Raw genomic sequence first — 14,446 nt, 5'->3', positions numbered from 1 at the left:
GGCTTCATATGGAAACATATGTATTGTATTTTTCAAAGAAGGGAAAAAACAATGAATGCGGAATACAAAAAAACAATGGACAAAAAGAAGCTTTGGATGCTGTTGGGGCTTATCGCTGCGGTGCTTATACTGTGTATTGCGGCAGTGATCATTTTTAATGTAAATAATACACCTGAAAAGGCTTTAAACACTTATGTCGAGGCAGTCAATCAACGGGATTATGAAAAAATGTACAGTCTGATCAGTGACGAAAGCCAAAATAGCTATTCTAAAGAAACGTTTATTGAGCGGAACAAAAATATATACGAGGGTATTGAAGCACAGAATCTGACCGTTACAAAGATACAAAACACCGAAAAAATTGATTCCGAATATATGAGAGTCACTTACGATTCTTCAATGGATACAGTGGCAGGGACACTCAAGGATCTGAATTTTGTGAATTTTAAAAAGAACGGCATGTTTAAACCTTACCAGATTGTCTGGGATTCTTCGGTCATTCTGCCAGCACTGCAGGATGGTGATAAGGTTAGTGTGGACACGAATGCCGCAGACCGTGGAAATATTGAGGATCGTAATGGAAATCTTCTGGCAACAACCGGTGTAGCTTCTTCTGTAGGGTTGGTTCCAGGGAAAATAAGTACAGAGACGAGGGACGCGGACCTGGCAAAGGTTGCAGAGCTTCTCGGTGTAACAACTGAAAATGTCCAGACCGCTCTTTCTGCGGGATGGGTAACCGATGAGACCTTTGTCCCCATAAAAACCGTGACTGCTGGCAATGCGGAGCTTGAAGCTGCACTGCTGCAGATACCGGGCGTTATGATCAATGATAAAACGGTCCGGGTTTATCCTTACGGAGAAAAGACATCACAGCTTACAGGTTATATACAAGGGATCAGCGCCGAAGAGCTTGAGGAGAAAAAGGACCAGGGCTATACTGAGGCCAGTGTTATCGGAAAAAGTGGTCTTGAAAGGCTGTATGATAAGCGGCTGAGAGGTCAGGAAGGAGCGACCATCTCTATTAATCATACTGAAAATAACGGTGAAGTAAAGGATATTGTTTTGCTGGAAAAAGCAGCTATCAGTGGAGAGAATATCAAAACTACCATCGATGTGAATTTACAGAGTACACTTTATGATCAGTTTGCAGGGGATAAGAGCGCATCTGCGGCCATTAATCCCAAAACAGGCGAAGTGCTGGCTCTTGTCAGCACACCGAGCTACGACGCCAACGCCTTTATTCTGGGGCTCAGCGATGAGCAGTGGCAGAGCATGAATGCCGACCCGGCCAATCCGCTGCTCAACCGCTTTGAAGCCACTTACGCGCCAGGTTCCTCCTTCAAGCCGGTGACTGGCGCCACTGGCCTGCAAACCGGTGCCTTTACGGCGGATGAGGACTTTGGCGCAAGCGGTCTTGTATGGCAGAAGGACAGCAGTTGGGGAGACTTTAATATCACCACGCTGGAAGAATACAGCGGATCGGCAAATCTGGAAAATGCCTTTGTCTATTCGGATAATATTTATTTTGCTAAAGCAGCTTTAAAAATCGGAGGAGACCGTTTTGCTGAAGAACTGAAAAAAATGGGCTTTGGTGAGGCTCTTCCCTTTGAGCTTGATATGACTGCCTCCCAGATTTCTGAAAGTGGCACCTTTGACAGTGAAGCTCAGCTGGCTGCAAGCGGATTTGGACAGGGACAGGTTCTGGTGAACCCGCTGCATATGGCTTCAATCTATTCGGCTTTTGTCAATGACGGTAGTATGGTCAAGCCTTACATTGAATACAGGGACAATGCGCAGGCTGAGTATTGGAAAACACAGGTTCTGTCAAAGGATGTGAGCAATACCATCCGCGATGACCTGGTACAGGTAGTGGAAAATCCGGCGGGCACAGGCCATGAAGCTCTAATTGAGGGCTTGAGCATTGCCGGTAAAACGGGAACTGCGGAAATCAAAGCGTCTCAGGAAGATACCTCCGGGACAGAGCTTGGCTGGTTTAATGCCTTTACAGCCGACCCTTCAAGCCCACAGCAGCTTATGGTTATCAGTATGGTCGAGGATGTTAAGGACCGCGGCGGCAGCCATTATGTTGTCCCCAAGGTTAAGACAGCCTTTGAGATGCTGGCGCGTTAATTTTTGGATTTTTATGAACATGGATTGACTTTTCAGTGACCGGATAGTTATACTTAAAAATACAACAGAGTGAAAGGACATTTTTAAAGATGAGTAAAGCACAATGGCGGGGTGCTACCCTGCTGGCGCCGGTACCGGCCGTAATGGTATCCTGTGGTACTATGGAGGAATCCAACATTTTAACCATAGCCTGGACAGGCATTATCAATTCGAATCCACCTAAAACCTATATTTCCATAAGGCCAGAGCGCCATTCCTATAAGGTCATAAAAGAAACCGGGGAATTTGTTATCAACCTGACCACTTCATCACTGGTGAGAGCTACGGATTTCTGCGGTGTGCGCTCGGGCCGGGATTTCGATAAGTTTGAAAAAATGGCGCTGACAAAGGAGTCTGCGGTGCATCTGAACTGCCCCATGATTGAGGAAAGCCCTGTGAATCTGGAGTGCCGTGTGACAGAGATAATCCCTTTGGGCTCTCATGATATGTTTTTAGCGGATATTCTGGCAGTTAATGTGGATGAACAATATCTGGATGAAAGAGGCAAGCTTCATTTGGATAAGGCGCAACTCATCAGCTATGCCCACGGTGAATATTTTGAACTTGGGAAAAAACTGGGCAGCTTTGGCTACACCGTTCGGAAGAAAAAGAAAAAAATCCGAAAAAAGAATGTAAAAAAATAGCAGAAAGTCTTCAATGTCGACTATATTTTAAAATAAGGTTGACAATGGAGACTTTTTCTTTTATACTTTTTTTAATTAAAGCTTAGGAGATTAAGATGGAAACAACGTTGACAAAAACCCGGTCTATGGTGCAGTGTGCATTGTTTGCTGCGTTAGTGGCGATCGGCGCCTTCATACAGGTTCCGGTGCCCTATATGGATTATTTTACGCTGCAGTTTTTGTTTGTGCTGCTTGCAGGTATGCTTTTGGGTTCTGCTCGAGGCGCCTTATCGGTAAGTGTTTATGTATTGGTGGGCCTTGTGGGATTTCCGGTGTTTGCGGCAGGCGGCGGCATCCAATATATTTTCAGGCCGAGCTTTGGCTATCTGCTCGGTTTTATCCTTGCGGCGTGGGTTGCAGGCTTTATCATCCAGAGAGGGCAGAAACAGAACTATGGCCGCTTTCTTTTGGCTGCCTTTGGTGGACTTTTGGCCACCTATGCTATCGGTTTGGTTTATAAGTATATGATCCTTAATTTCTACATGGCAGAGCCGACACCGTGGAGCATTGTTTTTTTGTCCTGTTTTCCCCTTGATCTTCCCGGAGATATTCTGCTCTGTTTTATTGGCGCGGGGCTGGTGCGCAGGATAAAACCATTATTGAGGAGAATATGATGAATATTGGTGATTTAGCAGAGAAAATAAAATACGGTTATGAGATCAGCAGGGAGGAAACACTGGAACTGGCGTACAGTTCCAGTACTGAAGCACTGAGTACATACGCAGGCGAGCTTAGAGAACAATTTTGTGGCAGAGATTTTAATCTGTGCACCATCATCAATGGAAAGAGTGGCCGCTGCAGTGAAAACTGCGCTTATTGTGCCCAGTCTGCATGGTTTAACACCTGTGTGGAGGAATATCCTTTACTTCCAGAGAAAACCGTGGTGGAAAGCGCTAGGTCAAATTACCGCCAGGGTGTTCATCGTTTTTCGATTGTGACCTCTGGAAAACGGCTTGAGGATGAGGAAGTGGACGCAGTCTGCCGTATATATAGAAAGCTTGCAAAGACCACCCCAATGGGGCTCTGCGCATCTCATGGTCTTCTGAGCTATGAAGCGCTGTTGAAGCTCAAAAAAGCCGGTGTAACACGTTATCATAATAATCTTGAAACCTCAGAGAGATTTTTTGGAAAAATCTGCACAACACATACTTATTCGGAGAAAAAGGCTGTCATCAGGGATGCCCAGAGAGCAGGCCTTGAAGTATGCAGCGGGGGAATCATTGGCCTTGGTGAATCCATGGAGGATCGTATTGACATGGCTTTTACTCTGAAACAGCTCAGTGTGAGCTCGGTGCCGCTCAATGTATTAAGCCCGATCCCCGGGACGCCTCTTGAAGGTAAGACAACCCTTGCCTATGATGAAATAGTCCGTACAGCCGCCATTTTCCGCTTTATTTTACCAAAAGCACAACTCCGTCTGGCCGGGGGGCGTGCACTGTTTCCAGATAAGGGAAAGCGCCTGATGAAAAGCGGTGTGAATGCAGCGATTTCAGGAGATATGCTTACCACAGCCGGGATTGCCACGCATGAAGATATTGCTATGATTAAGACCCTTGGATTTGAGGTGAAAGCAAATGTGTAAGGGGATTTTTATCACAGCTACCGGTACTGATGTAGGAAAAACCTATATCACGGCCAGAATTATTAAGGGGCTCATCGCGCAGGGGATAAACGCCGGATATTATAAAGCCGCGATCAGCGGCACAGAATTTGAAACTGGAACGAGGATCGCAGGCGACGCGGCCTATGTATTCCGCTTTGCCGGGCTTAAGGGTGATCCTAACCAGGCAGTGACGACATTGCTTGATTATCCAGCGTCACCACATCTGGCGGCACAGATGGAGAATAAAAGTATCACACTGGCGCCTATTCTACAGGATTTTGACAAAGCAGCCTCAGTTTATGACTATGTGGTTATGGAGGGGAGTGGTGGTATTATCTGCCCCTTAAACCTGGAGGGATCGACGCTTATGCTGACGGATGTAATAAACGCTTTGGCATTGGATATTGTGATTGTCGCAGATGCGGGACTTGGGACCATTAACAGTACGCTCTTAACTCTGGAATATGCCAGAAGCTTGAAAATAAATACACGCTGCATTGTGCTGAACCGGTTTGATAAAAACTCGACCATACACTGCGATAATAAAAAGGTGCTTGAAGCGATGACCGGCTTGGAGGTGCTGGTCTGCGAAACTCAGGGGAGCCTTGATATTTTGTCAATTAAAAAAATTTTACTTGCAAATTTACTTGACAGTATTTGAGACCTCCGATATAATTGATATTGTTAAAAGGGAGTAGTTGAAACGGTAAAGTCAACATACTGGTGCAGAGCATCTGGTTTTACCGCCTTTATTTATTCAAAGGTAATGAGACTTTTAGCGTATTTTTAGAATACGCTGGAGGTCTCTTTTTTGATGTTGAGCTTATTTTTTTGGAAAAATGGCAGCGAATAGGAATAGTAACGAAACAAATGCAGATTTCCAAGAAATTTGTGATCCCTATACGCTCTTTTAACAGGGTAAAAATTTAAAAAGGAGTATCGTTGATGAAAGCATTTCAAGAAACGACAAGTCAGACGCTTGAACGGTTAAATGTTGATCCGGAATTGGGGCTAAGCAAAAACCAGATCAAGGAAAGCCGTTTAAAGCATGGGGTTAATGCGTTCACCAAAGGAAAACCAAAATCTGTTTTCAAAAAGATATGGGATGCGGCAACAGAACCCATGATTGTTATGCTGTTGGTGGCAGCTGCAATTACTCTGGGTGTTAATTTTGTCCGCTATTTTACCGGAGGACAAACCGAATTCATTGAATGTATTGGTATTTTTGCCGCTATTTTTCTGGCGGTCGGCGTTACCGTCATTATGGAAGGGCGGAGCGAAAAAGCGTTCGAGGCGTTAAACCAGATTAATGAGGATGTGCAGGTCAAGGTCATGCGGGGGGGCAGCGTCACCCTGATATCCCAAAAAGATCTGGTGGTCGGGGATATTATGGAGGTAGCCACCGGTGATATGATCCCTGCTGACGGCCGTGTGATCGAGTCGCTGGGGCTGAGAGTTGATGAATCCTCTTTGACGGGAGAGAGCCTTCCGGTTAAAAAAGAAGCCGGATTGGTTTATGGTAATCCTAAGACTCCGGTAGCCGAACGTGCCAACATGCTCTACTCTGGATGCTTTATAACCGGAGGCAGCGGTACCATGGTTGTGACTGAGGTTGGGGATGGTACTGAGTTTGGAAGTATTGCACGTGAGCTATCCAAAACTGAAAAAGGTTCTACACCACTTCAGGAGAAAATGGACCGATTGGGGAAGCTCATTACAATTCTGGGTGCGACTGCGGCAGCGATTGTTTTTGTTATTCAGCTGATCATTTTTGCTTCAACAGGTACCTTTAATCTGGATACAGTATCTGAAGCTTTTATTACCAGTATCGTTCTGATCGTTGCAGCGGTACCTGAGGGGCTTCCGACCATTGTGGCGGTTTCACTGTCCATTAATATTATTAAAATGGCCAGACAAAACGCTCTGGTTAAAAAACTGATCGCCTGTGAAACTATTGGCTGTATCAATGTGATCTGTTCGGATAAAACAGGCACGCTGACTGAGAATCGCATGACGGTTACAGATATTTACTCAGATGGACACCTGATCACACCAAAGATTCTCGACAATGATGCTTTGATCCAGAATTTTACCATCAATAGCACAGCGGATATAGAGCAGGGGGACCAGCCAAAATTTATTGGAAACCCGACAGAATGTGCGTTGATCATGGCCTATGAAAAAGCAGATGCGCACCGTGCATCTTACAGCGATCTGCGAAAAAATGCAAAGATTAACTTTGTTTTCCCATTTTCTTCGGAGACAAAAAATATGACGACCATTGTAGAACGGGATGAGGGAAGTGTAGCCTACTCCAAGGGAAGTCCTGAAAAGATCATCAGCCAGTGTAGTCATATTATGATTGATGGACAGCCTGTTCCTTTTTCGGAAGAGCACATCCAGCAGATTGAAAAAGAAATGACTGGTTTTGAGAAAAAAGCCCGCCGTGTGCTTGCTTTTTCACACAAATCGCTTTCTGGTGTTCGGACAATAACCGAGTACGAGGAACGCCGTACACATATCGAGTCTAATATGATCTTTGATGGTTTTGTCGCTATTACAGACCCACTGCGCGAGGATGTCTATGAAGCGGTTAACCGCTGCCGTAAGGCGGGAATCGAGTTAAAAATTCTGACAGGGGACAATATTGTAACAGCCCGTGCCATTGCCGATGAGCTGGGCCTTCTGAAACCTGGAGACGCAGCGGCCGAGGCCCACAAGCTCGAGGATCTGAGCGAAGAACGCCTCATTGAGCTTCTGCCAAGGATCAAAGTTATTGCCAGAAGCACTCCTGTCGTTAAAATGCGAGTGGTAAACGCCTTAAAGAAAATGGGGAATGTGGTCGCTGTAACCGGTGACGGTATCAATGACGCACCGGCCATTAAAAACGCTGATGTGGGCATCGCTATGGGGATTACCGGAACTGAGGTTTCAAAAGAAGCCAGTGATATTGTGTTGCTTGACGATTCCTTTTCCACTATTGTCAAGGCTGTTCAGTGGGGACGTGGGATCTACGAGAATTTCCAGCGTTTCATCCAGTTTCAGCTTACTGTGAACCTCTCATCGGTTATCGTGGTGTTATCCTGTATTTTGCTTGGATTAAAATCACCATTTACCGCACTTCAGCTTTTATGGATTAACATTATTATGGACGGACCGCCAGCCCTTACGCTTGGCCTTGAACCGATCCGTGATGACCTCATGAACCGTCGGCCCATCTCCCGGGATTCCAATATTGTGAGTAAAGGTATGCTCTCACGCATTGCCTGTAATGGGATTTTTGTATCGATTGTTTTTATGATGCAGGCCCTGTTCAATATTCTGGGCGGCGCCGAGGGAGAACAGTATACCATTTTATTTACACTCTTTGTGGTCATGCACCTGTTCAATGCCTTTAACAGCCGTGAACTTACCGACACCAGTGTCTTTTCAAACTTCTTCAGCAATCGTCTGATGCTGCTGGTTTTTGGTCTGACTTTCATGCTGCAGGTGGTCATCACTCAGTTTGGTGGAATTCTTTATAATACCGTGCCGTTATCCTTAGGCATGTGGGTTAAGATCGTTACTTTAGGTTTATCGGTTATTGTTGTTTCTGAATCCTTTAAGCTTATCAAGAGAAAACTGTTTAAAACAGCATAAAATAAAAAGACTCTGTTTTTCTTTAATGGACAGAGTCTTTTTTTCTACGCTTTTTTAATTCTTTTCGTATGTTCAGCCAGATACGGATACTTGAGGAGACGATAATGATCCCCATGGCGAGTGCGCCGGCAATGCCAAGGGTATGCAGGCCTGTATTGATGGCATCATCCACACGTCCATTGATGAAATGTTCCATTGTATAGTAGATGCCGCCTCCGGGAACAAGAGGGATAAGGGCTGCTGCCAGATAAATGGTGGCTGGAGCTTTGAAACGCCTTGCCATGATTTCGGCGTAAAGCGACACAGCTAATGTCGCAATAAAATACTGAGGAATATCGTTGATAAAAAAGCCCTGCAGACCCATATACAAAAACCAACCTAAGGCACCGCCAAATCCAGCGATGACCAGTGCCCGACCGCGGATATTAAAGACGACACCAAAGGCGACCGTAGCGGCAAAGGCATAGAAGCATTGAAGTAAAAGACTGCTTTCCATAATCTATACCCCCAGAAAAGGACGCAGGAAGGTTAAGGGAATAGCGGCGCCTACAGCAATTCCGGCTCCGATCAGCAGAGCCTCTGTCGTTTTTGTCACACCGGCCAGCAGATCACCAGCGATAATATCCCGCATGGAGTTCGTGATAGCCAGTCCGGGTACCAGAGTCATGATGGTGCCAATAATGATTTTGTCCATATTAGCGGCAAAACCAGAGCGGACGAACCCCAGAGCGCACAGAGCAATCATTGCGCCGCAGATGACATTTTCAAAAAAAGCGTTGGTTTTGATTTTCTCCAAAGCGTTAAAAATCACCTTTGTTAGAGCGCTGATAAAAAATGCGGCAAAGGCGTCTGACAGCGTTCCTTTAAAAAGCAGAGTGAAAAAGAAGGCTACAAAGGAGAAAGCCAGTACCTGCTTGATAAGAGAGTAAGGAGGAAAACGGCGGATCGCCTCAATGCGCCTCTGAACCTCTTCGTAAGGCGGGATAGTCGCACACATTTCGCGGGATAGTGAATTCAGGCGCTCGACCTTATACAGGTCGGTTCCACGGCTGAAGATCCGCTTAGTCAGCGTCAATGGGGGATTGTCGCCGACACGGATCGTAATGATAATAGTTGTAGGAACCGCGAAAATCTCGGCGTTATCAACGCCATAAGCCTGGCAGATACGGCGCATGGAGTCCTCAACACGGTAGATTTCCGCACCGCTTTCCAAAAGCATATCGCCGATTTCCATGGCCACTGTGATGAGATGTGTAGGTGTCATGGCAGGCATTCCAAAATTGTGTCAAGAATCTGTCCCGCAACATTCTCCTTTGTCTGCTTTGGAAGTTCTGTAGCACGGTCTTTTGTGATAACAGTTACGACATTTGTATCCCCACTGAATCCAGCGCCTTCTACCTTTAGATTGTTTGCGATCATCATGTCAACATTTTTGCGTATCAGTTTGGCTTGAGAGTTTTCCAGGAGATTTTGTGTTTCCATGGAAAAGCCGCAGAGAAACTGCCCCGGTCGTCTGTTTGCGCCCAGCCAGGCCAGAATGTCCTGGGTGCGGTTGAGAGCAATGTTCATGGCACCTTCTTTTTTCTTTACCTTTTCATCAGAATAGTCGGAAGGGGTATAATCTGCTACAGCCGCAGCTTTGATGATAATATCCTGTTGTTCCGACCGGCTGGTGACCGCCTCAAACATATCTTTTGCGGAAACGATATCGACCATATTTACAAAAGGGACTGGAGGCAGCGCGGTTGGGCCGCTGACAAGGGTGACCTCAGCCCCACGAAGCATGGCATTGCGCGCCAAAGCATAGCCCATTTTACCACTTGAATGGTTGGTAATGTAGCGGACCGGATCAATGGCTTCACAGGTAGGCCCAGCAGTTATCAGTACTTTTTTTCCAGCAAGATCTTTTTCAAAAGCGATTTCCTTTAGAATATGATCGATCAGGACTTCTTCCTTAGGGAGCTTGCCATCGCCGATATCCTTACAGGCGAGAACACCGCTGTCTGGCTGAACGATTTCAAAGTTATATTTTCTTAAAATATCCAGATTGTCCTGGACGACCGGATTGTGAAACATGTTTGTGTTCATAGCTGGTGAGACGATTTTTTTGCAGGTGCAGGCCAAGGCGGTTGTGGTCAGCATATCGTCTGCCAGGCCATGTGCCAGCTTTGCAAGCACATTGGCTGTGGCTGGAGCGATCATGAGCAGATCAGCGCGTTTGGCCAGCGAGACGTGTGCAACATTGTAGTTGATGTTTTTATCAAAGGTATCGACGATACAATTGTTGCCTGTCAGGGTGGAGAAGGTCATTGGCGCAATAATTTCTGTTGCGTTGGGTGTCATGATAACATGGACGTCACATCCCCATTTTGCCAGAGTACTGGCGACATTTGCCATTTTGTAGGCTGCAATACTGCCACTGACACCAAGGATAACTGTTTTATTTTTTAAGTTCATCTTTTATGTACTTCCTTCGTTCAAATTTACTAGGAGATTATATCAAAAATAGAACCTTCCGTAAATGCAGTTTGGGTAAAAAAGACTTGAAAGCTGATCTTTTTTCATGTTAAAATAGTCACGATTAAGCATTGTATCCGGCTTGACTGGAACGATAGCAGGAGGAAAATCGAATATGAAAACACGAACGACCAAGGAATTGGTCCAATTGTCACTTTTTGTGGCAATCATTGTCCTGATGGCAGTTGTCCCATTTTTGGGATACATTCCGCTGGGTTTCACCCGTGCGACCATTATCCATATACCCGTAATCATTGGAAGTATCATACTCGGTCCAAAATACGGAGCATTTTTAGGATTTGTTTTTGGTCTCACCAGTCTCGTGAACAATACTTTTAACCCAACGGTAACCTCTTTTGTATTTACCCCATTTTATTCACTGGGAACTTATGATGGTAATTTCTGGAGTCTTGTTATTTGTTTTGTACCCAGAATTTTAGTGGGGGTTATTCCTTATTATATTTACAAGGGATTGAAGAAGGTAAAGGACAGCGATGCACTGGCTTTGGCTTGTGCCGGCGTTGGCGGCTCGCTCACCAACACACTGCTTGTTATGAACATGATTTATTTCTTTTTTGGACAGAGCTATGCATCTGCAAAGGAAATGGACATCTCAGCGCTTTATGGGGCCATTCTGGCAGTTATCGGTATTAACGGTGTTCCAGAGGCAATTGTTGCCGGGGTATTGACGTTGGCTATTTGCAAAGCGCTTTTAAAATATGGTGTTAAAAAGTAATAAATTATTTTATTTACCGCATTTTTTTAGAATGCGGTTTTTTTATTGTAAGAAGACCATTTACAATGCAGATAGTCTGGAAAAGGTAAGAGCGAAAAAATTTTATCGTCAGAATAATAAAGTAATATTGTTATATACTATTTGCTATTTGCAAGATAACCTATCTTAATCAATTTTTGAGTAAAATATTGTATAATTATTATAAAACTAAAAGGGATGTGATTGTTATGAATAATGAATTATGGATAAAGGCTGTTGAATTTCACGGACACGAATGTCCCGGGCTGGCCATTGGCGTCCGTGTCAGCGATGCGGCAAAAGAAATGCTGCGCATCGGTTCATCGGAAGATGAAGAGATTGTATGCGTTGCTGAAAATGACTCTTGCAGTGTGGATGCGGTACAGGCTTTGCTTGGCTGTACTTTTGGAAAAGGAAATCTATTGTACAGAAATACCGGAAAACAGGCTTTTTCGTTTTTTAACCGTGCCACAGGTGAAAAGGTGCGTATTTATCTGAAAGCCCGCAAAAAAGGGTTAATGAGTAAGCCTGAATATCAGGAGTACCTGTTAAACGCTTCGCTCGATGATCTGTTTGAGTATTCAACGCCAAAATTTGAACTTCCCGAAAAAGCCCGGCTTTTCACTACTGTCTTTTGTGAACTTTGCGGCGAAGGTGCTCCAGAGCATAAAATGCATTTACAGGAAGGAAAAATTGTCTGTGAGGACTGCTTCAAGCCTTACATCAGAGGCTGGTAAAAAAAAGAAGGCACCGGAATAAAAAATCCGGCGCCTTCTTTTTAATTTCGGCTGAGTTGGCGGTATCGGCTGATCATCAGGCCAACTGCGAAGATAGCAACGATAAAACCTGTCAGAACCAGCATATCGGCCAAAATAGGGGACAAGGCTTCCATGCTGAAGCTCTTCAGACCAATAATGGCATTGTTTGCTTTAATGTACCAGTAGGTTGGAGTAAAGCTTGCGATGGCCTTAACCGAGTCGCCCAACAGGTATTGAGGAACAAAAACACCGCTTAGGAAGCAGAGCCCGAGTGAGACCACATTGGCAACGGCGCTTTGAATATTATAGCTTTTTATAAACTGGCCTGTCAGAAAGGCAATGCCAAGTGCAGTAAAGGTCATGAGCAGAGCATTGACACTACAGAGCAAAACCAGCGGCAGATTGTCTGTCGTAATGTCGTAAAGCACAAAAGCAACCAGAAGCATAAAACCCCAGACAATGATACCAAAAATCGTGCTGGCGATTGCCAGCTGAGCATTAAAATTTTTAAGGCGCATAGGAGCACAGCTGTTACGGCGTTTGATATCCTGATTATTAAAGACCATCATAATCGATGAGATACCAAGAATCAAAACAGCCAGCAGGGCATAGGCCAGATAATTAAAGTAATAGGAATAGCTTGGAATCCCCTCCTCAATGGAAATTTGATCCAGAGTGACAGTTGTCTGATCATCCATACTGGCGGCTGTCTTTTTTGATAGCTCTGACTGGCTGATATCCGGAATCCCTTTTAGATAGAGCTGGGCCGTATTAAAATATTGGTTGACAAGCTGACCCGTCTGATACTCAAAATCACTGTCGGGAACTGTGCTTTCAATGATTTCGGGTTTTTCTCCTGCCATAAAGGCCTGAGTAAACCCTTCAGGAATAGTTGCGATATAGACGACCTCTCTGAAAAAAAGTGCATCCTTGAGTGTTGACGGATCATCCTTCAATGGGACAATGTCAGCATTCTGGTCGAGATAATCGGTAAAGCCACGGAGAAGCTCGCTGTTTTCATCGTGATTGATAACGGCCATCAATGGTTTTTGAGGTGTAAAACTCGTACTGCTACTTGTCTGTGACATTATTGAAAATAAAACAGCCAGACCGATAAAAATAACGATATAGATCATCATCTGCATGAGATTGCTTTTAATGATTTTAAAATAGGTTCTAAAGACTTGCATATTGCTGCCTCCGGGTAACATAGTATGTAACGGTAGAAAAAATCACTGCAAACATGCACAGAATAGCGATGCAGGTATAAAACTTTGGCCCACCGTCATAGTAATAAATACTGTAAAATGCGTTGGTAATCTGACTGACAGGGTTAACCACTTCAGCCCAAGGAGCACTCAGACGAATGCTGTACTTGATATCTGGCGACATCATACCAGCCAGAAACGACATGAGCATGGTGATTGCTACGAGGATGCCGGTCTTAAGGCCTTCGCTTCCTTTTACCAGAACACCGATCATTGTGCCGAAGGTAATGCCGCAGACCGATCCGACCAAGCTGATCAGAAGGATTTCAGGAATATGATTTCCCATCTCAACATCCAGCATAAAGACCATGTAGGCGATAAGGATAAGTATCTCAACAAAGTGGATAGTCAGTGTCGCGCAGAAGTTGATGCCCAGTAATTTGAGCTTATGTGTGGGAGCGACGGCCAGACGAGAAGCCTTGTCGGATAAATTTGCCTGAATATCAACCATATCCTGAAGTCCCAGAAATGCACCGTAAAAGCAGGCCATTGCCAAGAGCGCGTAATAGCTGATGAGAAGTGTGTTCAGGCTTTTGTCTGTCAGAGACCCAGCGACAGTGTAGTCTTTGGTGCTGCCAATCTCATCCATAAATCCCTGAGCAAAGGCCTGTGGATTTGACTGAGCAACATCAGCAACTGTGTGGTAAACCCGAATATACTGGTCTAGCACATTTTTGATAATCGTCTGATCGACACCAGATTCAGTCACTGTGAGCTCAGGTTTATCCCCGGTCATGGCAATGATGCCGGATACTGTACCATCAGAGAGCCATTCCAGTGCTTTGCTGGTATCTGAGGTCAGTGAGATCTTTAAAATAGACTCCTCCTCACTGGACACAGCTTTCATGGTTTCCTTGAAACTTTCGCTGTTTTGATAATCTTCATTATCAATCACAGCAACAGGAATTGCCTTGAAATTATGACCTGAGAAAATGTTGCTGAATGCAAAATGAAACAGGGTAGCTAGTATCAGCGGGAAGAGGAGGGTCCAGAAGACCAGTGCCTTGTCCCGTAAAAGGCATTTTATACGGTTGGTATATAAAAAGGAAAACATG

The 14,446-nt window shown here is 44.8% G+C and carries 13 protein-coding genes; 8 read left to right on the top strand and 5 right to left on the bottom strand.

The genetic code is table 11. The features are described 5' to 3' along the window. Positions 1-51: 51 nt before the first annotated feature. The 6 genes from B2M23_RS18060 (at position 52) to B2M23_RS18030 (ending at position 8,094) form a co-directional block, all read left to right on the top strand. Positions 52-2,130, top strand: a complete 2,079-nt coding sequence (locus tag B2M23_RS18060) for a penicillin-binding transpeptidase domain-containing protein (RefSeq protein WP_242945834.1) — start codon at positions 52-54, stop codon at positions 2,128-2,130. 89 nt (positions 2,131-2,219) lie between these two features. Next, positions 2,220-2,813, top strand: coding sequence for a flavin reductase family protein (locus B2M23_RS18055; protein WP_038351599.1), 594 nt, complete (start codon positions 2,220-2,222; stop codon positions 2,811-2,813). A gap of 95 nt (positions 2,814-2,908) precedes the next feature. Next, positions 2,909-3,466, top strand: a complete 558-nt coding sequence (locus B2M23_RS18050) for a biotin transporter BioY (RefSeq protein ID WP_038351600.1) — start codon at positions 2,909-2,911, stop codon at positions 3,464-3,466. Next, positions 3,463-4,434: a biotin synthase BioB gene (gene bioB / locus B2M23_RS18045; protein ID WP_038351601.1), complete on the top strand. Its 972-nt coding sequence runs from the start codon at positions 3,463-3,465 to the stop codon at positions 4,432-4,434. The genes B2M23_RS18050 and bioB overlap by 4 nt, the downstream gene beginning before the upstream one ends. Further along, on the top strand, positions 4,427-5,116 hold the full coding sequence (gene bioD, locus B2M23_RS18040; RefSeq protein ID WP_038351602.1) for a dethiobiotin synthase: 690 nt from the start codon (positions 4,427-4,429) through the stop codon (positions 5,114-5,116). Before bioB ends, bioD begins: the two co-directional genes overlap by 8 nt. A gap of 284 nt (positions 5,117-5,400) precedes the next feature. Continuing rightward, entirely contained in the window at positions 5,401-8,094 is a 2,694-nt protein-coding gene (locus B2M23_RS18030; RefSeq protein WP_038351603.1) for a calcium-translocating P-type ATPase, PMCA-type, read from the top strand. Between the two features lie 22 nt (positions 8,095-8,116). On the opposite strand, the gene B2M23_RS18025 is transcribed toward B2M23_RS18030, so the two are convergent. From B2M23_RS18025 to coaBC, 3 genes are read right to left on the bottom strand one after another with little or no spacing between them, the layout of a single operon-like run. Next, the gene (locus B2M23_RS18025; RefSeq protein WP_038351604.1) at positions 8,117-8,590 is read right to left on the bottom strand and encodes a threonine/serine exporter family protein; all 474 of its coding nucleotides are present in this window, start codon (positions 8,588-8,590) and stop codon (positions 8,117-8,119) included. A 3-nt stretch (positions 8,591-8,593) separates the two neighbouring features. Next, entirely contained in the window at positions 8,594-9,358 is a 765-nt protein-coding gene (locus B2M23_RS18020; protein ID WP_038351793.1) for a threonine/serine exporter family protein, read from the bottom strand. Then, positions 9,355-10,551: a bifunctional phosphopantothenoylcysteine decarboxylase/phosphopantothenate--cysteine ligase CoaBC gene (gene coaBC / locus B2M23_RS18015; RefSeq protein WP_013380560.1), complete on the bottom strand. Its 1,197-nt coding sequence runs from the start codon at positions 10,549-10,551 to the stop codon at positions 9,355-9,357. Before coaBC ends, B2M23_RS18020 begins: the two co-directional genes overlap by 4 nt. 175 nt (positions 10,552-10,726) lie before the next feature. On the opposite strand from coaBC, the gene B2M23_RS18010 reads away from it, so the two are divergent. Further along, complete coding sequence (locus B2M23_RS18010; protein WP_038351605.1) at positions 10,727-11,347, top strand: ECF transporter S component; 621 nt, start codon at positions 10,727-10,729, stop codon at positions 11,345-11,347. A 227-nt stretch (positions 11,348-11,574) separates the two neighbouring features. Then, positions 11,575-12,102 carry an FmdE family protein gene (locus B2M23_RS18005; RefSeq protein WP_038351794.1) on the top strand — a complete coding sequence of 176 codons (528 nt, stop codon included), beginning with the start codon at positions 11,575-11,577 and terminating at the stop codon, positions 12,100-12,102. A 41-nt stretch (positions 12,103-12,143) separates the two neighbouring features. Here B2M23_RS18005 and B2M23_RS18000 read toward each other — a convergent pair whose 3' ends face one another. Both B2M23_RS18000 and B2M23_RS17995 read right to left on the bottom strand, forming a co-directional pair. Beyond that, positions 12,144-13,313 (bottom strand): ABC transporter permease, encoded by a 1,170-nt coding sequence (locus B2M23_RS18000; RefSeq protein ID WP_038351606.1) that lies wholly within the window; start codon positions 13,311-13,313, stop codon positions 12,144-12,146. Continuing rightward, a complete protein-coding gene (locus B2M23_RS17995; protein ID WP_038351607.1) occupies positions 13,300-14,445 on the bottom strand; it encodes an ABC transporter permease in 1,146 nt (381 codons plus the stop codon). The genes B2M23_RS18000 and B2M23_RS17995 overlap by 14 nt, the downstream gene beginning before the upstream one ends. Position 14,446: the final 1 nt, after the last annotated feature.

The organism is Eubacterium limosum, assembly GCF_000807675.2.
Taxonomy (GTDB): Bacteria; Bacillota; Clostridia; order Eubacteriales; family Eubacteriaceae; genus Eubacterium; species Eubacterium limosum.
The sequence above is the reverse complement of the archived record's forward strand: the minus strand, read 5'-3'. Positions and strand labels throughout refer to the sequence as shown.